A 24,866-nucleotide genomic window follows, 5' to 3' on the forward strand; every position below is an offset into this window, starting at 1 on the left:
TATTGTAGATCTGGGTTACACCTTGCTCCACTCAATATTCGGCATTAATTTTCTTAACATTCGCCTGCCATTTCTCGGTTTTAAATTCGAGCAGCCGCTCCAGCCCTGCTTTTTGTGCGTCATTTGCTGTTTTCTCCATGATGGATGCGACCTCATCATCAGATTTAGCAAATACCATATTTGCAAAGGCTACTGTGAAAATATCAGAGATTTGCTGTGAGATAATGCCGAGCTCTGAATCAGGCAGCGGATCCACATTGACGAATTCGGTAATGTCCTTCGATGTCGCCCAAGTGACAGAGCTTTGCGCTATCGTCTCCCATGATCTTAGCTTCTCCGACAAGGCCATCTCCAAGCTTACCTTGGCTTTATCGATGAAGGTCGTGTTGCCCGCCCAGTTAAAATCTTCGAATTTTCTCATCGTTTCCGAACGCTTATTGACGTCCCCACTTTTATAGTTTTCATTCGGAATTGGCGATCCGTCCTCATTTTGCTCATCCCAATAAAGGCCTTGCGGTCCGAAGAATAGAACCTTCTGTCCTTCAGGTCCAGTAAGCCAGTCATAATAAGCGAAGATTGCTTCGGGATCTTTGGCTTCGGTCGTAATAACGTTGACATTCCATCCTAAGCTTTCAAATCCACTCACAAAAATATTCTTTTTGTCCAAGCCAGCTTTATGAATCGGCCAAATAATTTCGTAACCACCGTCTGGTTTAACCTTAGTCAATTCACGATGCCCTTCTGCTCCGTAAGTTGTAATATTCGATTCGACCATAACAGCCACTCGGCCAGTGTTCACTTTTTCTTTGACTGCATCCTGGGTTTGTGTAATAGCATCTTGGGTAATCAATCTCTCTCGGAATAGCTTGCTAATATACTTCATCGTTTCCTGAAATGCAGAATCCTCATAGATCGAGACTAGCTTGTCGCCTTCCGGATAGCCTCTCATGCCGATGAATTTGCTAGTTACACCTTCTTTGAAGCCTCCGTACAACAATTCCAAGCCTGCGCCTTTCTCCCCAACTTCAAGCGGTACAACATCTGGGTACGTGTCTCTGACTTTAATTAAGTAATTGTATAGATCATCGAATGTTTCCAGCTTCGGCCTGCCAAGTTCATTATAAATTTCTATGTTGACCATCCATCCGCCGTTCCCAAAGGTTCCCGATGTATACCAATTTGGAATTTGATAGATCTTTCCATCCTCGGAACGAAGCAGATTGAGCGTAGATTCCTTCACATACTTTTTGAAATTGGGATACTTATCGTAATACTCATCAAGCGGCACAAGCTTACGTGCTTGAACCAAGCGATCGACTGTCGCACCGCGATCGGTAAATATGACATCTGGCAAATCGTCAGAGACAATCATCGTGTTCAGCTTCTCTACCGATGCGCCGCCAGATTGAATCGGCTTAACGGTAACTTTCTTGTTGTCCAAAATCCATCTGGTTGCTTCGTTATCCGCCCAAGGTGCCGTAGTTAACCAATCATAATGACCATAAAATGAAAATGTTACCGGCTTTGGACCGTCGTTTCCTCCGGAATTATTCGGGTTGTTCGATACTTGCGGCCCATTGTTGTTGTTTGAACAAGCAGCCAGAAAAACCATCAGGACAATCAATAACGACACCCATCTCAATCTTGTATTCATTTTTTCCCCTACCTTCTTTTTTTATTGGGACTATCCCTTTATCGAACCGATCAATACCCCTTTGACAAAATATTTCTGCAGGAAAGGGTAGGTCAGAATGATGGGAATAGTAGCAACCATCATCGTAGCCATCAGAAGAGACTTTGTCGTTATGCTTCGGTTTCTGTTGATATGTTCCATTGCAATTGCATTGCCGGACGACATTTCTGTCATAATATTCGAATTCATAATTTGCCTTAATAAGGTCTGAATGGGCAATAGCTCATCCTTGGAAATATAAATGGCTCCGGTAAACCAATCATTCCAATGACCCACCGCCGTAAATAATCCGATGGTAGCTATAATTGGACCCGATATAGGCACAACAATTCGAAAAAAGATTCCGTAATTGCTGCATCCATCGATCTTCGCGGATTCTTCCAGACCGTCGGGAAGCGCAGAGAAAAAGGTACGGAAAATGATCATATGATAAACACTGATTAGTCCCGGAATAATCATGACCCAGAACGTGTTCATCAATCCAAGGTTTCGCACCAGCAGGAAGGTCGGAATTAATCCGCCGCTGAAAAACATCGTTACAATGAAGAAAATCATATAGTAGTTCCGTAGCTGTAGATCTCTCTTAGACATCCCGTATGCCAGCAGCGACGTAACGAATACGGACAGAATCGTGCCGATCACTGTACGCATCACCGAGATCCAGAAGGAATTCAACAATCGAGTATCCTTGAATACAACATTATAATTTTCAAGTGTAAATGCCCTCGGCCAGATCGTAACTCCGCCAAGAGCCGTATCTCTTCCTTCATTAAAGGAAATAACTAGAGAATTCCAGAAAGGATAGAACATCAAGATTCCCAAAATGATCAGGCTTGCATATATCAAAGTCTGAAATACTTTATCGCCCGTGCTAAGCCTCATGCTTGCATTCCCCCCCTAATATTGCAAAATGAATTACCAAAGACTAACTCCCGCCCTGCGTGCCACTCTATTCGCTATTAGCAGCAAAACAACACTAATAATAGATTTGAACAAACCAACAGCTGTCGCATAAGAGAACCGTGAATTTTGAATGCCGACTCGATAAACATAGGTATCTATGACATCTGAATATTCTCTGAGAATTGGATTGGAGGCCAGCAATAGAATATCTTCAAATCCAGCGCTAAGGATCCCGCCAATGGCCAATATCATGAAGATGATAATAACCGGGGTTATACATGGAAGTGTCACTAAATAAATTTGCTTAAATCGGCTGGCTCCATCTATTGATGCAGCTTCATACAGCGTTGGATCTACTCCAGCAATGGCTGCTAGGTACACAATGCTTGCAAACCCAACCTCCTTCCACACGTTGACGCTTACTAGAATCGACCAGAAATACTCAGGGATGGATAGAAAATTTATGGGATGCTCTATGAGATCCAGCTTTGCGAGAAGAATGTTCACTGTACCGTTATCAACCGATAACAATGAGACGACGAAGCCGGATACGATGACCCAGGATAAAAAATAAGGCAGATAACTGACCGTTTGAATGATGCGCTTAAACGCCATATTTCGAATCTCATTAAGCATGAGTGCCAAAATAATCGGTGCTGGGAAAGAAATGAGCAGCTTTAAAAAACTGATAGCTATCGTGTTGCGCAGCACATTAAAAAATTCCGGAGCATTAAAAAATAGGCGAAAATTAGTCCATCCCACCCAACGGCTATCCCAAATCCCTGCGAAAATGTCATATTGCTGAAAAGCCATTAACACCCCATACATCGGAATATAACTGAATACAAATACGAAAATGATTCCGGGTAAAACCATAGATTGAAGATCCCATTGTTTCATAAATAGGCTGCGTCTAGTTGGCTTTGAGTTGATTTTCATTCGCCTTTTGCTCCTTTGCCAAGATTAAATAAATCAGACAACATAGGTATTTAATATCTCTTTAGTTGCTAGTTCGAACCACTGCTACCTGCTGCTGCAGCAGCTCATCCTTCCTATAGGAATAGTTCTAACAATATAATGGAACCGCTTTCAGCATAAGAAAAATTCAATGGCACCAAATCTGATCAGGAGCATAGCTGGCATGATTCGATTACAGATAATTCCCACTCACTATAATTATTTTTTACATCGTTTTTTGAACATTTTGAATATTTCGAATATTTTTTAGCTTAAATTCGGTTAAGTTATTCATAATATCGGGTGAAACCTCCTCACCACTGCTCTCCATGGCTAGAATGAGAGCACCAACCGCCGGCTCCGTATTTAAAATAGTAATCGAACAACGCGGCGCTGCTTGCTTAGCCTTTCGTTCAATAATACTCCGCAGCAGCCCGTCCTGGTCGCCGCGTGTCAATATACTGCCTGCCAAGACAATATCGAATTTTTCCTCGTTCATAGCTAATCGATTGATGGTTGCTGCGGCCGCTAAGCCTAATTCTTCGCCCTGCTTTACCAAGATACGCCTCGCTACTTCATCCCCTTGCTGCACGGCATCGAACAACAATCTTGCAACTTCGACAGGCAAATAGTTGGAGTAATCAAGGAAATTATCCCTTAACGCCTCAACGCTTTCATACCCTAATTTATTTATTAGCAAATTCGATAAGCTCGTTTCTTCCTCTCTTCCCTCCCAGGCACGCATTACGCTGCGGAATACCTCTATACTCAAATCTTGCCCTCCGCCAAAGTCACCGAACATATAGCCGAATCCCCCACATTGAAAGGATTCGCCTTTTCTGTTCATTCCTGAGCAATTCACTCCTGTTCCACAGATGAGAACAACACCAAATGGCTGATTTGTTCCTGCTCGAAGCGCTATTGTTGTATCACACGAAATATTTGTATTCGGAAGATTCATCTTCTGAATGATTGGCCTTAAGATGCGATAGTCGCTTTCTCTGTCCGCACCAGCTAAGCCAAACCAAGCAAATTCGATTTGATCAACGTTTAATTGGGCTTGCCTTAATGCATCTGAGACTGCACTACTCAGGCTTGCTTCCGCTTGATCACGATTGGTTTGGTGATTGCCGTTTCCCCCTCTTCCTACACTCAGAATGGTTCCCTCAGAATTAGCGACGAGGGCATAGGTTTTACTTCCCCCTGCATCAATACCCATATAATATTTCAAGTAAATCGTCACTCCTATTTATATTGAGTTATTTTTTCTCAAGTAGGCCGTTGATTCTCTAATTAATAATTGGGGTGTCAGCTTGGTGATCGTCGTTTCCTGAATCGTGCCGTTAATATGCTTCAGGAGCAGTTCAACTCCGATAGTGCCTAATTGTGCTTCAGGTTGCCTGACGGTCGTTAATCTTGGGAAAAACCCAGCAGCCAGCACCTGATCATCATAACCTACGACTGAAATATCATGAGGAACACTTAACCCTTCTTCACTTAGAGCATGGATAACCCCAAGTGCAATGAAGTCATCTGCTGCGAATATGGCCGTCGGCAGGCTATCATCCCTGATCCATTTCTTAGCTACTTTGTAACCATCACTTACCGTAAACTGGCTATACTCAATAGCAAAAGGGGTTAGCCCTGCTTCGGATAAGGCTTGCAAGTACCCCCTTCTTCGCTCCTTAACGCTCAAGAACAGCGTTGGTCCCCCAATATGGGCAATCTCCGTATGACCTAGATCTATCAAGTGTTTCGTTGCCTCATACCCACCTAAATAATTGTCAACAACCACACTCGATACATCCTCATGCTCTTCTTGATTATCCAGTAGAACGAAAGGAATATTTTTTCTTTTCAACTCGGCGATATAGCTTTCTTCTTCAATCGGGGAGAGGACAATAATGCCATCCACCCTGTCCTTCTGAAATAAGAAATTGCTGGTGTCCCCTTCCCCCTCATTTTCCGAAATAGACAAGGTTAGAAAGTAGCCTTGCTCTGCTAATTTCCGATTAGCAGCCTTAATCACTCTATCGTAAAAAGAATCGTTAAGATTCATAATGGTCATGCCAATAATTCCGGTCTTTCCTCGAATTAAGCTTTGGGCAGCGGAATTGGGCTGATAATTCAATTCTTCCATCGCCTTTAATACCTTCTCCCTGTTCTTTTCACGAACAGACGGTGCATTATTGATGACTCGAGAAACCGTCACAACAGATAAACCGGATTTTTTTGCCACATCATGTATATTCACTGTAATGTTGTTCTCCTTTTAGTAAGTATTAAAGTTAAATCCTTTTAATTTCAATGTGATGCTAGCATCCATCCAGCATTGTGTCAATCCTGGATGGATGCTAAGCGTTGTGTACCCTATAAATAACTGCTTAAAGCACAATCTTGACCTCATTGAACAATGCCTGATTGGAGGTAGAACTGCCTGGATTGCTTAGAGCAAGCCCAATGTAAGCTCCGCTGTTCATGGTCAATGTGCGTCTGCCAACCTCTGTCCAGCTAACCCCGTTGGAGGAGATATAGCCAATGAATTGATTGTTTATTCGCTCCAGCTTAACCCAACGCGGCAAGGATGCGGCAGTTACGGTGTCCGTTGTTATGCCTCCAGCTGCCTGCCTGTATTGAAACGATGCTCCATTGCTAGGGGTGATAAGCATGTCGACATGCTTCGCATTGGCACCCAAAGTCTCACGAATCATGACTCCCGCTTTTGCCCATCCGTTCATATTTGTCATATTGGAAACCTTAGCGATAATCGATCCATTACCGGTTAACGGAAGATAAGCATATCGCATTTTGTCTACGGTTCCCCATATATCAGTGTCTCTGCTCGATAAAGTATAAGTTCCTGACTGAAAATGGGCAGCTCCTGTAGTCGAGTTAATATCCGTGGTTTTCCACAGTACAGGCAAAGCGCCGCTAAGCGAGACATGATCGATTAGCGCTTGACTATTGGCCGAGCTGCTCGAATTGCTCAGTGCCAAACCTATATACACATTGCTGCCCATTGCGATTGATGCGCTGCTCACTGCGGTCCAGTTTTCCCCGTCTGTAGATATCGAGCCTGTGAACTGATTGCCACTGCGCTCCAGCATTAACCACGACGGAGGAGCTTCAGCTATAATATGATCGACTGTGTTCCCTTGGTTAGCTGCTCGGTATTGAAATGCGGCTCCATTCTCAGGAGTTACGATCATGTCCGCATGTTTAGCATCCACAGCAAGCGATTCACGGATCATTAAGCCTGCTTTCGCCCAACCGTCCATATTATTCATTCCTGCAACCCTAGCAACAATCGCTCCATCCCCTTGCAGAGATTGATAGATGTAGTTTAATTGATCCTCATTGCCCCATATATCCGATGCGTTGCCTGACAATGTGAAGACCCCGCCGCTATAGCTAGCACTACCTGGCTTAAAGCCAATATTTCTTGCCTTCCATTCCGTTGGAATATTCGCTGCATAGTCTTGTGCAACAGGCCAGGTCCTACGCGAATTAATATCGCTTAGCACGTTCTCATTCCAAGCTCCATAGGAGAAGAAGGAGAGATGAGTCACTTGTGGAAAGTGATCTCTAATACCGCCATATACCTCCTGATATTCATTCACTGTCCAATCGTTATCCAGTGTTGGAACAATCGTTACTCCAGAACCAGCAAGCGACGATGTATCTGACAAAATCCCATTGGCGCCATAGACCCATTCCGTATCAAATTCCCAATCATCAAAATAAGCCATTGGTGCAACAAAATCAATCGCATCCTTGAACTTCGCAACATTTTGACCAACCTCTGTGAATTCCGGCGGCAAAATATAAACACCGAGCTCCATATCTGCATTTATCTGATCAATGTCTTCACGAACGTCCTGCACATAGCCGCCGATTTGATCCGTTCTCCATTCATTCCATTCATTCCTACGATTAGAATCCACATTAAAGTTAATATCGAGTGGAGAATATCCGTATATACTCTCGTATAGGTTAACCGTGTAGCTGCTTACATCCATGTTGTAATCGTCAAATCTCAACCAATCGAGTACTACGCCATCTATATCATAGTTGCTTACAACCTCTTCAATTATCGAGCGCTCATAGGCTTGAACATCGGGATGGATCGGGTTGACGAAATACTCACTGCCATTCGAGCCTGTAAAAGGGACTGCATTACCGTCAACGAAAGCGTGCATTTGCCAGCTTGGATCCTTAAGAAATGCTGCTTGATCATGGAACTGGGGAATCCATGCACGGACCTCGATACCCTGCTGATGCGCCTGCGTGATCACATGCGAAAGCGCGTCGAAATTCTCATAGCCGGCGGCAATCGGGGCAATCGCACTGTTATAGAATACATGACCAGAAGGCACCTCATCATCTTCATCCTGCTTTACGTTCATGCTAATAATATCTACATTGTACTGAACAGCTTTTTGAATGAATGCGGTTACATCGGCGACATTTCTAAATTGGTTAACGGTCCGTACAATGATCTCGGTTCCGAACGGTGCTTGTTGGATTGCCTGAACTCCCAATGAATGAGTAGGAAATAGGACACTGACAAATAACACAAACACCAGCAATTTCAAACCTTTAGTTTTAATCACCCTAATATCTCCACCTTTTTTATCAAAAGTTTAAAGCATTTAACTTTCAGGCTAAAAAAAATGCTAAAACCGTGAGATCACATATTGAGCGACTAACTGTTTGTTGATTAAGTCCTAATAATGGTTTGTTTATTCAAGTTGTTATTCAATCCATTGCAAACATTCCAAAAGTTTAAAGCTTTTAACTTTAGCTAGATATTATCATTCAATCGGAAATACGTCAATAACTGGAAGAAAAAATATTGTTCTTCCGTGCAACCGATTCAGTACTGTACTGACCCACATTCAGGAGGTAAATCAGGTTCCTCTCGTTTATACGATCGCGTTCGTAGAGGGCAGAAAAGGAATAAGGAATCAGAAAAAGGAAAAGAACTCCTTACCCTCGCCCCTAGCGGAGCGTGCAAGAAGTTCCTAACGAAATATTGGAGTTAAAGCATCTACTTGTTCAACCTAAGCTTCTTCAACAACATAACAATGCATGCTGCAAATCAATGCGTATTATAAAACAGTGACTACATTATTTAACGACGCCATGGGGATCTATAACAAATTTCCGGGAAACGCCGCGATCAAAATCTTGATAAGCTTTTGGAGCCTCATTTAATGATATAAGTGTGGCATTCACGGCTTTAGCAATTTGTGCACGGCCGCTCATGATTGCCATCATTAATTCTCTGTTGTATTTCATAACTGGCGTTTGGCCTGTCACAAACGTGTGGGACTTCGCCCAACCGAGACCAAAACGAATTTTCAATGTTCCAATTTTCGAATCCTCATCCACAGCACCTGGATCCCCTGTTACATAAAGTCCCGGAATTCCTAAGCTGCCGCCTGCACGAGTAACTTCCATAATGGAGTTCAATACCGTTGCTGGCGCCTCGCCATGCCCCTTCCCATGCCCATGCGCTTCAAAACCAACACAATCTATCGCTGAATCTACTTCAGGAGATCCCAAAATTTGATCAATTTGTCCGGCCAAATCACCATTCTCACGAAGATTAATCGTCTCACAACCAAAGCTTTTTGCTTGGGCAAGACGCTCTGCATTTAAATCACCTACGATAACAACCGCTGCCCCTAGCAATTGAGCAGAGTGCGCTGCGGCAAGACCTACCGGACCTGCACCGGCAACATATACCGTTGATCCTGGGCGAACCCCAGCACTAACCGCACCATGATAACCTGTTGGGAAAATATCGGAGAGCATCGTTAAATCCAGAATTTTTTCCATTGCTTTCTCTTTATCTGGAAACTTCAATAACTGAAAGTCTGCGTATGGAACCATGACATATTCGGATTGCCCGCCAACCCATCCACCCATATCCACATAACCATAAGCGGAACCAGGACGATCTGGATTGACATTTAAACATATATTTGTATTACGTTCTTTACAACTGCGACAACGTCCGCAGGCAATATTAAAAGGAACAGAGACCAAGTCGCCCTTTTTTATAAACTCGACATCACGGCCAACTTCAATAACTTCACCTGTTATCTCATGACCTAAGATAAGACCGGATGGAGCCGTCGTCCTTCCTCTAACCATGTGCTGATCGCTTCCGCAAATATTCGTTGTAATCACTTTCAGAATAACCCCATGCTCACATTTACGTCCTACATTCAATGGATTGACACCGGGTCCATCCTTCAATACCAAGTCTGGATAAGCGGTGTCTCGTACCTCAACACTTCCCGGTTTACTATAAACAACTGCTTTATTTCCAGACATGTTCTCATCTCCATTTACTAGATTATTTAATTACAGTTTAGATGCTTTATCAGCCTGTATGCCTAAATAATGAAGATTCTTTACCACGAAATTATGCAAGTGTAAGCTTAGTTATACGTCCATCGAAAATCCATTCCGCAACATAGACAGAACCTTTGGAATCCACACAAATACCATGTGGTGAACTAAATTTATTATCCCTGTAGTAAGACTTAGGCAAATTCGGCCAGCCTGCTTGTTTGTAAGCCTGCTGATCTTCACCTAAATGACAGATCAACCGATCATTTTTGTCGAAGATCGTAATCCGACTGTTTAAGTCTGGGAAGAAGAGATCGTCCCCGTGATAATAGAAGCTGCAGGGCTGATCCATATCATCGATGATGACTCTTTTGAAATCGCCCTGTAGAGTGAAGACTTGAATCCGATGATTGCCACGATCAGCTACATAAACTTCTTCTATCCCACTGCGAATATCAATCGAAATACCATGCGGGCAGTTCAGCTGTCCTAGTTCCGTACCTTTCCCACCCCACGAACGGATATATTCTCCTGCTGCTGTATATTGATGAATCCAGCTTTGTCCATAACCATCGGATACATAAATATCGCCATTTGCCGAAACGGCTACGTCTGTAGGGACATATTTAAGCTCATCGTTATAAATATCAGGACGATCAGGTGTTCCCAATGTCAATAAGTGCTTTCCGCTCAAATCCATTTTCACAACATTACCGCGAGCTGTGTCTGTGATATAAAGGTATTCGCTATTTTGCTCCTTATGAAGATAAAATCCGTGTGCGCCACCCTCGAACTCTTCGCCCCAAGCCGCTTGAAATTGTCCAGTCTGATCAAATTTGAAAATGGAGGGTTTTCCTGTATGAAAGACATAAACATTATCCTGTTGGTCTACGACGATTCCATGTGTATAGCCAAACTCCAAGTGAGCAGGAAGCTTTGCCCAGCCTTGAACAAGATCATAGCTGCGTGCCGTATTTCCTAATTGCGGTGTTTTGTTTGTGATCATATTTAAATCCTCTTTTCCTTAGTTGAGTGATTAACTTTTTTGTTAGCAAACGCTATCATGAATTGGCTCATCATTTGATTTAAGATCAGCTTTTACCCGCTCGCGAATCAACAAATGATAGTGTTGTCTGATATGATAAACTCCCAACCTCTATTAGTCTTTGAACTAACGAGACTTAATTTTGCACTATATGGACATTTAGATGAAAAACGAAGATTTTAATCATTGGCTTCTTCAATAAAAGAAGAAGGGAAGGCTTTTCTGCCTCCCCTCTGTTCCAACTACTTTGGCCCTGAATTATACCTTTTCCGCTTCACTATTAATTTGCTTTTTCTTTATGTTCCAACATCCCCAAGATCATGATCACTGCTTCCGCTCTCGTGGCGTTCTCATTCGGTGCGAAGAGGTTCTTCCCGCGGCCTTTAATGAGATTCACTTCATACGCTGCAGAAACAGAGGGTCTTGCCCAATCAGCTACTTTGTCCGCATCGGCAAAAGATAACTTCGCATTCGGATCAACTTTGAGCTTTAGTGCACGAACGATCATTACCGTCATTTCAGCGCGGGTAATATTACGTGCCGGACGGAAGGTGTTATTGTCATAGCCTTTCAAAATGCCTGCTTCTATCGTTTGTGAGATGGAAGGTCTAGCCCATGCCGGAATCTTATTAAGATCCGTGAAAGGCAGATCTCTTTCTACGCCTTCTAGTTTCAATGCACGGCTCATCATGACGGCGAATTCACTTCGTGTGGTTTGTGCGTTCGGCCGGAATGTACCATCAGTAAAGCCCGCGATGAATCCTAACTTAACCGCTTCTTCGATAGACAATTTCGCCCAGTGACTGGAAATGTCGGTAAACCCATTGGCATTAGTTCCTGTATCGTTTTTCACAACAGCTTTCACGCTGGAACGACTTGAAACGACCGTGGACTCTATTTCGGAATTTACGAGTTTCATGCTTGAAAGTGTAATTTCGACTGATCCCACAGCAATCGCCTTAAAGGTTAGTGTGGCTAGAGCCACATTTCCTTTTTTGCCTGCTTTTTCTCCTATTTGTGTATGAGCTAACTGAATCGTATTTCCTTTCAAAATCGGTTTTACTGCGAACCCGTCCTTTCCGAGGTCCGCGCTCACAAACTGAAGTCGTTTCGAATCGTAAGTTAAATTAATTTCATAAGCGTACAAATCAATAACATTTGTTCCATTCACTTTGACCTGAAAGGTTTGGTTCACCTTTGGACTAGCATTGGCAATGGATAACGAGTAGGCTTGCTCTTTCGCTGCAAACGCAGCTTTCGGAGGAAAACAAGATATACACAGGAATAAAGCCAAACTGTACAAAAGTAATTTACGAATCATTATTGAATCATCCTTTCGATAGTTGAATGGCTATTCGCTCACTGTTTACTACCTCAGTATATGTTGATAACCTCACCATACTAAACATTAAAAAATGAATAAAACATCAAAATCAATAGACTCGACGCACCAAAAAATAAAGAAACTCTAAAAAGAGAATACTATTCAAGCTCTACATATAGTTAAGGCACGGCTCAGAATGATTGAGCCGTGCCTTCTGTGTTTTCACCGAACATAGCAGTCGACTTATTTATTAGTAAAGAGAATCATAGTGACCACTTTCGCCCATGTTACAAACTTAATAATCTTCCTTTTTAGGTTAATAAAGGTCATTCCAAAATCTTTCTAGCAATCGCCGCAAGATCCAGAATATCGATAACGCCATTACGGTCAAAGTCTGCGGACTTGAACTGATTCCAATCTGGGTGCTTTTCATCCATACCATAATGAGCCGCTGCGATAGCGAGATCGGCGATCGAGTACTTGTTATCGTTGTTCGAGTCTCCTGGCAATATAGGAACCGTCATTACCTCAACGTGTACAGACGCTGGAATTGCTAGACTTTCATTTCCTTCCGCGTCGCCTAAAACGGCGCTTGTTACCGATATCGACCCGCTTGCGTTCTGCGAGACTTGCTTAGCTATAAATTTCAGCTCTACGATTTCTGCATCACCCTTGATCGCATTGTCCATTCCAAGACTAGCGACTAGCAAACGTATTTGTCCAGGAGCAGGTATCTCCTGTACATAGACACTAATTCCCTCATGAATGGCAACCGCCTCTTTGAAATCATAGAGACTGGAGTCATACTGGAGCAGCACATCCTGACCCAGCACCGGATTTTGTACTTCCTTCAGACCATATTTCAACGAGAACGGCTCGCCCTTCATAACGGAAGACGGTCCAGAAAGCTTCACAGCTGTTTGCTGCTCGTCGCGCTTTGTCACATGAACCTGCGCCGTCACCGTTTTTCCGCCATAAGTTGCGCTCAACGTCGTGCTTCCTTCCCCTACCCCGGTCACCATTCCTTTGTTATCTACAGTGGCAATCTTCCGGTCCTCTGTCGTGAATATGGCTAGTGAGGTGACATCCTTCACCACTCCGGATTCGCTGTATGTCGATGTGACGACCGTTTGGTGCGTATCGCCTACGGTCAGGCTGTAGGACGGTTTGTTCAGGCTGAGCGTAAACAATTGTTGAACCTCAGCTACTCTAATCGTAGCTTTTGGTTCCGCCGATGATCCTTCTACCGTTCCTTTAACGGTAATCACGCCCGCTTGGGCTACCATTTCTGCCGTAATTGGTGACCACACAACATCCGCGAGTCCAGTCGTTCCGTCGTTGTACACGGCTTCAACCTGTGCGGGAAGTGTGGGAATTACGCCTTGATCCGTATCTACGGCAACCGATTTATAATCCACAATTGTTTTTTCGAATGGTGCCTCTGCCGCGAATACTTCAAATTCTGTAAGTCCTAGCTCACCCTGTTCAGCAGGGGATGAGTTCGAATATTTATTGTCCGGGTCTATTGTGAATTTAATCCAGCTCGTCAAAATCGGCTCGTCAAAGATGACTACGTTATCGGGTTTGCCGTCCCACTTTATATTCTGAACCTTCCGGCTGCCGCCTTCCCATTCCAGAACCCCTTCCCCGATCTCATTGATTTTGTGACCGCGGTCAACTAGATTCACCTTACCGATTGTGTACGGAGCATCAAATTCCAATCGAATCCATGGAGCCTTGATGTTGTCGCTTGGAGATGACGCCCAGCTTGTCGATTTGTCGCCGTCGATCGCTTTCGTGCCCACGTACCGGGCATCATCGAATCTGACCGACACGACTGAGACCTTGGCTGACCGAGCTAAATTCTCGCCGACCGCAGTAATTGCCATAGGGCTGCTAATTTGAGTTATCCCATCCAATGTGACCTTAACAGTAACATTCGCTTTAAATCCATTGCCGATATCACCCTTCACAACGATCGTATTGCTGCCCTCGACAACGGACAACCTTCCATCGCTGAATTGATATTCGACTACAGCTCTAGATAAATCAGCCTGTGTACCCGTGTTTAACCTTCCCTCTAAAGTCCCTATAATCGGTTCATTCAATCTTATGGAGCTGTTATTTAGAGATAGCTTCACTTCTCTCAGAAAAGGAGCTGAATGTATGTTACCGTCAGCGTCAACATCCACATAGAAGAAATCGCTAGCGCTATTGCTGCCAAGCCTTGCGGTTACATTGATCTTCGCCTTGCCTTCTGCCACGGCTGTAATCACCCCATCTGCGCCAACAGCTGCAACGGAGGGGTTTTCACTTGTGATCGTAATTTTTGCATCGGTAAGGTCCAGAGGTTCTCCTAAGAAGGAAAAACCTTCTACATTTACCGTTACCGTTTTGTTATCCACACCGACCTTCGGTGCAAGCTTAATGTTCCCAAGTGCTGTTAAATCTCCTGATGAGAATACCTTAACCTCCAGCACATCAATCGGGCTTCCTCCTTGACCGCCGCCTGGAAAGGATACTCTTACAAAACGCCCCTGTGCGTCGGGTTTGCTCGGATCAAGCGGATAGTTGTAATACAAGCCCTCTTGCTCCCAAGCATACAAGGTTGTATTGCTTTTTGGAACGGCCAGTGTATTTCTCGATGTCGGCAATCCACCGCCAGACAATGTATTAGTTTCATTGCCTGCTATCCAATTTGTTCCGTCAACGCTATAATCAATCTTCACCTTGTTCGGCACGTTGTAGTAAGTAACGTTGTCGGCATTTGGCATATGGTGGTTGAAGAAGATATTAACGCGGTTAAGCTTTTGCAGTTTGCCCAAATCATACGTGATGCTTGGATTTGCGTCGCTTGCCGGCGCTACCCATTTTGAGAGATTGCCGCCGGTGGAATCGTTGAGTATGCCATCAGATAATGTTCCGGCGTTACCGCTGTCGCTTGTAACTGTCGGTATAATTCCAGCTGCGACGTTTGCATCCGGGATAAGTGTAATGTAGTTACGCGTCGATGTATAAGTCTTTCCGTCTACAGTGATGTCAGCCCAGTAGCTGTACATCGTAGGAGTAGAAATTTTACCTGTAAATTGCATGGTGTTGCCATTCACAATGAACGGTACTTGATCGGCCGGCACTTCAGTTACTATGATTTTACCTGTAGAGTTATCGCGTTTACCGTCAACGGTTGCATAATGGTACTTGATAGTTGTGCCGCCCAGAATATCAACCGTACCGCCCTTTTCTGTAAAGCCCTGGAATGTCACAGCAAGGTCTTGATTGGTGGAGAATTGACCCCAGAATAAAGCGCCTTCTGTGAGCATATTCACACCAACAAGCGGAAGTGCAGCTGAAATCGCACCTCCCGATACCTTTACAGGATAGGTATCGGTCTTAACCTGAGGAGCGTTCACACCATCATCATAGGTTGCCGTAACTGTGATGGTAGCTGTACCGTCACCGACAGCTGTTACCAAACCTGTGGCCTGGTCTACAGTTGCTACGCTTGTCTTGTCGCTTGTGTAGTGAAGTGTAGCGGCCGCGAATAAATTGCTGTAGTTATTCATATAGCTCTCTGCTCTAAGTTTCAATTTGTTTGATTCCGTTTGGCTGCTGAACAATTTAACGCTTGTCATTTTGTATTTTCTTGCAGCGTTTTTTGTTGTAATTTTTATGATTGTATCAATAGGGTCTGCAACAACTTGTGATGTATCAATTGTAATGTAATATTTATTATTCTTTTCTTGCGTCGTGAATGGCAGTGAAACACCCTTGTTCAGCCACTCGACCTTGTCAACCGGGTAATTGAAGGGGCCAATTCCGCTCATCGAGGCTTGGCCGGTAAATCCGGTCTTGCTCACGCCGGAAATTAGGTTTTTAATCATGTGCATATAGACATACTGGTCACGGGACATAGCGTAACCCCAATCAGGACCCTGACCGTGGGAGATAGCCTTCTGCGGGTCGGTATGCCAGCCTGATTTAATGGTGTAATCCATCGTATATGGCAAGGTGCCGGACATGGACTCCCGCAGGTCCGGACTGCCGGCATTTGCCATCCATTTTGCAATGGAGCTGCGCATACCTAGCGCATTCTGTGATTCAATAGGCACCATTGAGAAGATATTTGCGTTATCCAAATTACTAAACAGGTTATCCATACCGCGGGTTCTACCAATGGACTGGTCATAATTCATGACATAACCGTGTCCATATTGGTTCAAGATTTCCTTTGTTAACTCAATCCAATTGTCTCGTTCGTTGCCTTTTGCGTATTGGGCCCAGATATCGAGTGCAGTTGTAAATGGATCGTTCCATTCCTCATGGGCAACTTTTTTCGTTTGTGGCAAAATACCGTTTATCCAGCCACCGTTGGTGTAAGGTTCACTGTGCCAGAATGGACGCTCGTGAAGGGTAATATCTTGGTCACCGGTTTGTGCATCAGGGTTTGCATTAATTAATACACGGTCGTTATAGTTGCGTGCAGAGCTCCACGCCACGTCAACATTGCCAGTGCCCTGAGGATTACCATCGGCAAAGACATACCAAGGGTTGTATCTTGCTACCAACCCTTGGATATCACTTTCTATAATGTCTCTACCTTCGTACTGTGACGACAAGTACACACCGAACTTCATGCCGTAACGCTCTGCAGCCTGCTTTGCCTGCATCACTCTGTCTTTGACATGCCAGTTGTCGTCATCAGATTTGTACAAAGCGTTGTATTTATACATTTTGTTACTGTCGCTTGGAGTTAAGTTTGCGTTGGGTGACGGCCAGTAGTAAATGGTGTTTTGCACGGTTTCTGTCGAAAGCATGGTCATTCCCAATTCTTTAGCTGCCTGTGCCCACGCGTCAAAGTTATAGTTTGGGTCATAAAGGTTCGGATAGGTGCCTGTAGTGTGTGACAGCGCTGACATCTTGCCCTCAATAAACCAATCCACCGGGTTTTCCTTGACCGTTATCGTATATTGCTGCGTTGCAATAGAACCTTGAGCGTCCGTCGCCTTCACTGTGAAGGTGTAATCCTTCTGTGATGTGCCTTGAGCGCCGTCTGCAACCTTACCTTCAATGTGACCGACTTCTGCTAATGTCAGACCGGGCGGCAACTGACCATCGGCAATTTCCCAGGTGTAGCCGGGATTTCCACCCGCAGCCTGGAATACAAAGGGAGATGCCTGCGGGGCATCAGATGATGTATTCAGTTTGTCGTCAATTTTCCCAGCCATCCATACATATGGATTTTCATCGTAAGCGTATGGTAGTGTGTTTGACGGATAGTCGTTTGCCGGAACATTTGCATTGCGGTCATCAAATGCAGTTTTATCAATAGCAAGGCCCTGTGTCACAATTTTCAGTTGGTTGTCTGTTACGTTTGGTCCCGTTACGGAATAGGTGAGACCTGAAATTTCATTTCCGTTGTTGTCGGAGAGTCTTGTGTAAAAACCGAGGAAATTCTTGTTCGTACTGGGGTTTTTGTGCTGAATTTCAATGAGAAGCTTGTTCCAACCTTGTTTTAATGCAATTGGATATTTGGTGCCGTTCTTGTTCACACGAGATGCGGCTTGGGTTTGTTGTCCACTAAGCGTTTCGTTGGCGAATAGTTTATACACACCCGAACCACCAACCTGCCACTGAACCGTTTGCGCTTTGGGGCTGTAAACATAGGTCCCTGCAACAACCCACTTGTTGACTGTGTCCTGTCCCTGCTTGACATCAAAATAACCCATTAGGTCATTGTAATCATCATAGTTGCGGTTGAAGATACGATCATCGAAATATTGCCAGGTAGATGTTTCCGAGCTGTTCGGATCGACAAAAGACTCGCCAATGACAGGAACGATGTTTCCAAGAGGCTGCTCGTTGGTAAAAGGACCGGAAACCGCCCATTGGTTCAAGTAAGGCGCGGTTCCGTTCGTTCGAGCCGCGTCTACTTGATTTGTATTCATATACGTGAACGATGAAACCATTATAGTGGTTGCTAATAATAAAGAAGAAAATCGTTTCAGTTTTTTTCTCACTGGATTATTCCTCCATTAAAGTTTTTTAGAAACAGACTCTTTATTAGTCGTTTGGTCCGGCATGATACCGCTTTCACGAAAACTTATCTATTCACAACGCAGAAATGAATACAAAGTATATCTCCTTTCTATCACACTCCTTATGTAATTAAGAATTTGTGCAGCTAACCCCCGATAAGCATCATCCTCCGCGATCAAAAAAAATGAATTCCTGTGGATTGCAACTCAACACTAATGGATCTGATTCATCTTGAATACAAAAAAAAGGAGGTATTCCTCTAAAAATTAACGACAGCAGATCTCCAAAATGAACTTTTTTCATTAAGATTTTAATATTTTCAATCCTAGCATATGAAAAAGCCTTTGATATTCGCTAAGTTACGATTTCGGCATCGCATGAGAAACAACCACCCGCTCTGCATGATGACCAGGCGGATGGTTGCACGGTTAGCGTCTATGAATCTTCGTTACAGGTTTTGAATGCGATTCCCTTGGTCATTCCAAAATTTTTCTAGCAATCGCCGCAAGATCCAGAATATCGATAACGCCATTGCGATCGAAGTCTGCGGACTTGAACTGATTCCAATCTGGGTGCTTGTCATCCATGCCATAATGAGCCGCTGCGATGGCAAGATCAGCGATCGAGTACTTGTTATCGTTGTTCGAGTCTCCTGGCAATACAGGAACCGCCGTCACTTCTACGCGTATGGACGCCGGAATCGCCCCACTCTCGTTTCCTTCCGCGTCGCCTAAAGCGGCGCTTGTAACTGATATCGACCCGCTTGCGTTCTGCGAGACTTGCTTAGCTATAAATTTCAGCTCTACGATTTCTTCATCACCCTTGATCGCATTGTCCATCCCAAGACTAGCGACTAGCAAACGTATTTGTCCAGGAGCAGGCATCTCCTGTACATAGACACTAATTCCCTCATGAATGGCAACCGCCTCTTTGAATTCATAGAGACTGGAGTCATACTGGAGCAGCACATCCTGGCCCAGCACCGGATTTTGTACTTCCTTCAGACCATAGCTCACCGAGAACGGCTCGCCCTTCATGACCGAAGACGGTCCAGTAAGCCTCACGGCTGTTTGCTGCTCACCGCTCTTTGTCACATGAACCTGCGCCGTTACCGTTTTTCCGCCGTAAGTTGCGCTCAATGTCGTGCTTCCTTCCCCTACTCCCGTCACCATTCCTTTGTTATCTACAGTGGCAATCTTCCAGTCCTCTGTCGTGAATACGGCTAGCGAGGTGACATCCTTCACGACGCCGGATTCGCTGTATGTCGATGTGACGACCGTTTGATGCGTATCGCCTACGGTCAGGCTGTAGGACGGTTTGTTCAGGCTGAGCGTAAACAATTGTTGAACCTTGGCTACTCTAATCGTAGCTTTTGGTTCCGCCGATGATCCTTCTACCATTCCTTTAACGGTAATCACGCCCGCTTGGGCTACCATTTCTGCCGTAATTGGTGACCACACAACATCCGCGAGTCCAGTCGTTCCCTCGTTGTACACGGCTTCAACCTGTGCGGGAAGTGCGGGAATTACGCCTTGGTCCGTATCTACGGCAACCGATTTGTAATCTACAATCGTTTTTACGAATGGTTTCTGAGCTTCGTATACTTCAAATTCTGCCAGTCCGCATTCTGCACCGCTTGGATTGTTGTATTTATTTTCCGGATCGATGGTAAACTTAATCCAACTTGTCGTTATCGGAGTATCGAATGTCACGATGTTATCCGGTTGGCCTTGCCATTTGATTCCCGTTACCTTTAGGCTGCCGCCCTCCCACTCAAGGAGTCCTTCAACAATTTGGTTCACATCGTGTCCTCTATCAACCAGATTAATATGGCTAATTTCCATAGGACTAGGGAATTGAAGTTTTATCCATGGGTTTTTATCCGCAGCTTTCGCTGCCCATGTAGTTCCTTTATCACCGTCAATCGCTTTAATTCCAAAATAGCGATCGTCCTGATTGTTTCCATCAGGGACGCCATTTCTATCTCTTACAGAGGATACAGATACGGTGGCGATGTTGGCTATATTTGCGGCTACAGCAGTAATGCTTTGCTGATTTGACTCCACAATCACTCCATCCAGCGTTACTCTTGCTTTCACAGTCGATTGGAACGTTTTGTTGACAGCTCCTTTTACCACAATCGTATTGCTGCCCGGAACAACCTCCAATCTCGAATCACTAAACAGATATTCGACTACAGCTCTTGATAAATCACCTTTTTCTTCCGTGTCTAACAAACCTTCAATAGCTGCAACGATCGGTTCGTTAGGTTTAATAGTCGTTTTATTCAACGTAACGCTAACTTTGTTCAAATAAGAACGAATATAGAGATGTCCTGACTTATCAACGAATAAATATGCCACTTTCTCCAGTGAGCGTCCGCCAATCATTACCTTAATATTCAATTTGGCCATACCTTCGGAAACAGCCGTTATCAGGTTGGATTCATTCACCGCAATGACATCCTGATTTTCACTTGTCACCACAACCTCAGCATTTCCATCGATTTGCTCGCCCGCGCCAGTGTAAGCTTTAATGTCATATTTCCCTGTCGTCGCGTTCACTGGTTTGAACTCATATTCGAAGCTATCGAACAAATTGGACTTATCAAGTCCATTCACAGCCACTTCTAACAAATCCATCGTCGATCCGTTTGAGCCGCCCTCGAATGCGAATCTGACATATTGCGCCGAAGTGTTTACTGGATATTGATTATAGAATCCAAAATAAGCATTCCCCGTCGGACCATTAACGGTGCTGACATCGTTCCAAGCCGTACCATCCTCGCTCGTTTGGATGTTAATCGATTTCGGCGTATTGATATATCTTTGATCTAATGAATTAAAATTGATATTGATGTTTGCAATCTCGGACTTGGTCGGCAGCTGAAATTGAATCCATGCCTTTTCCTCTGCTGCAACGGACCATTTTGCTTGATCAAAATGAATGCCGTCGATAGTTTTGCCATCCGCTAAATGTTCTACCGCAGCTTGATTATGGCTCGCTGTAATCTCGGCAGACTTCGCAAGATTGGTATAAGGAAGCACATCCATGAACACTTTATTGGTCGTAAATGTCTTCCCGTCTAACGTGACATCCGCCCAAACAACACCCTTCATTAGTTGATCGACATACGGCGTGATCATTACATTTTTGTTGAAAGTAAAAGTACTTATTTCTTTGATCGCAACTGGTTTATATTTATCCCCCGCCTGCACGTCAACGATGCCGCCGTGCCATACAATTTGTGCGGCATCCAATCCGATGGCTCCGCCTTTCGCTGATCTGCCCTCAATCTGATAGCGGAGTGTTTCTAATGTGTTGAATTCACCAAATGACTCCTTGCCATTGACAAGCAATGTTGCCCCAATCATACTTTCACCCACATAAATTTTGCCGTCTCTTGCAGTTACCTTCAATGTATCCTGTTTCTTAACTCCCTCATAAGTACCGCTTACGGTAATGGTTGTTGTTCCATTCGATACCGGAGTCACGGTTCCATTATTATTGACTGCCGCTATGTCAGCATTCCCGCTTTGGTAAGTTAAACCGGAAAGCTTGACTTTAAGCGCTGGGAAGGTCATATATCCCTCGGCGTTGATTTGGAGTGACGAAGGCGATAACTGCTCGCCCGTCGCATTAACATTCGTAAGTGAATATTTGCGAGCGGAATTGTCCGTTACAATTTTGATGATCGTATCGATCGGATCCTCCTGTACGCCCGCCAGATCAATGGTCAGGCTGTCCCCGCTTTGTGTAAATGATGGGATTGGACTATTTTCGTTTAACCATGTTACCGATGTTACGTTATCCTTGATCGGACCAATAGTCAAAGATCTATCCGCAATCGCATCGAATCCTTTTTTGCTGTCGGGACCTTTCATAATATGAAGGTAGATATTGTTATCCCGATAAGTCGCATATCCCCATTGCGGGCCTGTTGTGCTGTTAGGAAAAGCAAATTTCTCATAGTTTCCTTTTCCATCATCTGCGAAGCCATAGCCTCTGAGGAAATAGGGCGTTGTCCCTGTCGTGGATTCATGCCTCTCCGGTTTGCCTGCAGGCGTAAACCATGCGATCATTGCTTCTCTCACATCTATGAATTCCTGCTCTGCTTTCGGATACCTTGTTGCGATATCCTGAACAGAATCCCAGAAAGGCCCCCGGCTGTCTACAGGCGTCTGATCATTATTGTCTACGTAGCCTCTGCCTGCATTCATCATCATTTCTTTCGCCACTTGCCGGAAATCGTCGCGTTTGCCGTAATAGGGAGAGAGCGCGTTTTTCGTCCGAATCAGTTTCCACGGTTCCATCGGCGTCCGCTTCAACAGATGATTCGCCCCAGCGTTGTGGTAAATGCCATCCGCTTCCGCCGTTCTTAGATCCGGGTCTCCAAACTCCTCGCCCCAAGCATTGGAATTGACGATAATTTCATCGCTATAATTGCGGATGTTGCTGTACATTACATCATAATTGGCGCTGCGCATAGCTTGAGGACCGTCAAAATAAAGGTAGGACGGATCATAACGCAATATGAGGTCCTCCACATTCTGCATAAACACATCCGTAGAATTATGCTGCAGCCCTCCGCCTTCGGTTGCGTAATAGATACCGAACTTCATGCCATGGCGTTTGACTGCCTCCTCAAAAGGCTTAATGGTGTCGAAGAGCTTGCCGTTTTCATCCTTGGGTAAATGCTCATGCCGAGGATGTTTCGGATCTGCAAATTTAGACGGCCAAGTATAAATTTGTTGCAGCGATTCAATTGAAACTAATGAATGTCCTTGACGCTTTGCTCTTTCTGCCCATAGATCAATCGAGAAATTCGGGTCCACAAAATTGCTGTACGACGGGAAAGCATGAGTTAAAGCACCCACACGCCCTTCTTCAAACCATTTGTTAGGACGTTCCTTTACTGTAATGGTCATATCCTTACTAGTTGTATTTCCATCTAAATCCTTTACTTGTACAGTAAAGTTATAATCACCTGGTTTAGTATTAATATCGATGATACCTTTCCTGCTACTTAAGTCGACATTTCCATTTACTAATCCATCTGTAATGGTTCCATCTGCATTTAATTCCAAGCCATTAGGCAGTTTGCCGTCTACGATCGTCCACGTATAACCGGGCTTCCCACCGCTCGCCATAAATTGAAATGCCGATGCCGCGACGCCGTGTTGCTTAGCGGAAGTCGATTTATTCCATACATAAGGCCATTCCTTGTAACCAATCGGCATATTATGAGTTGGAAGTGCGGCTTCCAGCTCATCCTCGGTTGAAAGGCCTTGCGTGACAATGTTTAAAGATTCAGCTTCGCCTTCGACCGATTGGATTAGTCCGCTTATTTTATTGCCGTTTTGATCCGCGACTCGGCCATAAAACCCGAGATAAGCTACGTTCTGATCCTTTCCTACCGGAACATTGTTGGCATTCACATCTTCTGTGTAGGTATGTTTGATTTGAATCATCAGTTTATTCCAACCCTGTTTCAATTGGATCGCTTGTTTTGTCAAATCCTTCTGCACTTCCACCGGGGTGGTCGGCGTGGTAACGCATGCATCATTTACATAGAGCCGATACGAACCGCTGGCGCCTACATTAAAATAGGCTTGTTGTTCAGTCGGACTATAAACATAGGAGTGAGCGTACACATATTTATTTCTCGTGTCGACCCCTTTTTTGACCGTGTAATAACCGTATAAGTCTTGATAATCATCGTAGTTGCGGTTATAAATGCGATCATCAAAATATTCCCATTTATTATTTTCACTTGCTGAGCCTAATGAATCACCAACTTTGGGAGCGATTACAGAATTGCCCGTACCGGATTCACTCTTAGGCTTGTTATAGACCTCTATTTCCGATATGCCCGTTATCGAAGGATACGGCGTACGTCCTTTGTCGACTTCAACCTTCATTTCAACTACATTTTTTAACGCAGTCTGCATGGTATATATGGTCGGTTCCGATGAGCTTGGAGACGTGCTGTCAATCTTTCCGGATTCTACTTTGCTTCCGTCTTCAAGAGTGAAAGTAAGATGATACCAATTGTTAATGTGACGCGAGTCGCCCCATTGCGTTAATTTAACTTCGTTGATTGCAATAGGTTCACTCCACTTCAAATTCACCCACGGACTGGAATCGTTTTCCGTAACCCACTGATTTTTTGTACTCCCGTCAACTAAATTGGAGACAGGATTCGCTGCAAGAGCTGCGGATGCCGTAACTTCCGATGCCTGCGGCGCTAAATTTACGATTTCCCCCGCATCGCATGCATAGATTTGATCCGCTACGGGCGAATCGAAAGGACCGGAGACCAGCCACGAGTTCATAAACGGAGCATTGCCCGCCGTTTGCTGCGCGTATACGTTCGTGCTCAGAAAGCCAAACGAAAATGATGTAAAGATCACGGCAGTTGCCAATGCAAGGGAAGTCGTTTTTCTGATTTTTTTCATCATGAATACCATTCCTCCTCTATTGTCAATTTCCAGACGTTTTTATGACCGTTGCCTATTTGCTTGGATCCGCCGAACCGCAATCAT

11 protein-coding genes are annotated in these 24,866 nt (G+C 44.4%); all 11 read right to left on the minus strand.

Annotated features, from left to right (window positions below):
* Nucleotides 1-31 precede the first annotated feature (31 nt).
* Nucleotides 32-1,654: an extracellular solute-binding protein gene (locus tag AC0VYE_RS28345; protein ID WP_475443956.1), complete on the minus strand. Its 1,623-nt coding sequence runs from the start codon at nucleotides 1,652-1,654 to the stop codon at nucleotides 32-34.
* 30 nt (nucleotides 1,655-1,684) lie between these two features.
* A complete protein-coding gene (locus tag AC0VYE_RS28350; protein ID WP_475443958.1) occupies nucleotides 1,685-2,575 on the minus strand; it encodes a carbohydrate ABC transporter permease in 891 nt (296 codons plus the stop codon).
* 33 nt (nucleotides 2,576-2,608) lie between these two features.
* Nucleotides 2,609-3,535: an ABC transporter permease gene (locus AC0VYE_RS28355; RefSeq protein WP_441912201.1), complete on the minus strand. Its 927-nt coding sequence runs from the start codon at nucleotides 3,533-3,535 to the stop codon at nucleotides 2,609-2,611.
* Between the two features lie 244 nt (nucleotides 3,536-3,779).
* Entirely contained in the window at nucleotides 3,780-4,784 is a 1,005-nt protein-coding gene (locus AC0VYE_RS28360; protein ID WP_475443961.1) for an N-acetylglucosamine kinase, read from the minus strand.
* Between the two features lie 18 nt (nucleotides 4,785-4,802).
* On the minus strand, nucleotides 4,803-5,807 hold the full coding sequence (locus AC0VYE_RS28365; RefSeq protein ID WP_339204840.1) for a LacI family DNA-binding transcriptional regulator: 1,005 nt from the start codon (nucleotides 5,805-5,807) through the stop codon (nucleotides 4,803-4,805).
* 130 nt (nucleotides 5,808-5,937) lie between these two features.
* Nucleotides 5,938-8,166 carry a family 10 glycosylhydrolase gene (locus AC0VYE_RS28370; protein WP_475443963.1) on the minus strand — a complete coding sequence of 743 codons (2,229 nt, stop codon included), beginning with the start codon at nucleotides 8,164-8,166 and terminating at the stop codon, nucleotides 5,938-5,940.
* A 517-nt stretch (nucleotides 8,167-8,683) separates the two neighbouring features.
* Complete coding sequence (gene fdhA, locus AC0VYE_RS28375) at nucleotides 8,684-9,898, minus strand: formaldehyde dehydrogenase, glutathione-independent (RefSeq protein WP_308995947.1); 1,215 nt, start codon at nucleotides 9,896-9,898, stop codon at nucleotides 8,684-8,686.
* 91 nt (nucleotides 9,899-9,989) lie between these two features.
* On the minus strand, nucleotides 9,990-10,922 hold the full coding sequence (locus tag AC0VYE_RS28380) for an NHL repeat-containing protein (protein WP_475443966.1): 933 nt from the start codon (nucleotides 10,920-10,922) through the stop codon (nucleotides 9,990-9,992).
* A gap of 319 nt (nucleotides 10,923-11,241) precedes the next feature.
* Nucleotides 11,242-12,282: an S-layer homology domain-containing protein gene (locus AC0VYE_RS28385; RefSeq protein ID WP_475443968.1), complete on the minus strand. Its 1,041-nt coding sequence runs from the start codon at nucleotides 12,280-12,282 to the stop codon at nucleotides 11,242-11,244.
* Nucleotides 12,283-12,611: 329 nt separating this feature from the next.
* Nucleotides 12,612-18,302, minus strand: coding sequence for an Ig-like domain-containing protein (locus AC0VYE_RS28390; RefSeq protein WP_475443970.1), 5,691 nt, complete (start codon nucleotides 18,300-18,302; stop codon nucleotides 12,612-12,614).
* Nucleotides 18,303-18,797: 495 nt separating this feature from the next.
* The gene (locus tag AC0VYE_RS28395) at nucleotides 18,798-24,782 is read right to left on the minus strand and encodes a DUF7402 domain-containing protein (protein WP_475443972.1); all 5,985 of its coding nucleotides are present in this window, start codon (nucleotides 24,780-24,782) and stop codon (nucleotides 18,798-18,800) included.
* Nucleotides 24,783-24,866 lie beyond the last annotated feature (84 nt).

The sequence above is a fragment of the Pristimantibacillus sp. Z349TD_6 genome (genome assembly GCF_056173205.1).

Bases quoted from the DNA above. Each gene is read 5' to 3' on its own strand.
- AC0VYE_RS28345 (WP_475443956.1), bottom strand. From the start codon at position 1,654: ATGAATACAAGATTGAGATGGGTGTCGTTATTGATTGTCCTGATGGTT.
- AC0VYE_RS28350 (WP_475443958.1), bottom strand. From the start codon at position 2,575: ATGAGGCTTAGCACGGGCGATAAAGTATTTCAGACTTTGATATATGCA.
- AC0VYE_RS28355 (WP_441912201.1), bottom strand. From the start codon at position 3,535: ATGAAAATCAACTCAAAGCCAACTAGACGCAGCCTATTTATGAAACAA.
- fdhA (WP_308995947.1), bottom strand. From the start codon at position 9,898: ATGTCTGGAAATAAAGCAGTTGTTTATAGTAAACCGGGAAGTGTTGAG.
- AC0VYE_RS28380 (WP_475443966.1), bottom strand. From the start codon at position 10,922: ATGATCACAAACAAAACACCGCAATTAGGAAATACGGCACGCAGCTAT.
- AC0VYE_RS28385 (WP_475443968.1), bottom strand. From the start codon at position 12,282: ATGATTCGTAAATTACTTTTGTACAGTTTGGCTTTATTCCTGTGTATA.
- AC0VYE_RS28395 (WP_475443972.1), bottom strand. From the start codon at position 24,782: ATGATGAAAAAAATCAGAAAAACGACTTCCCTTGCATTGGCAACTGCC.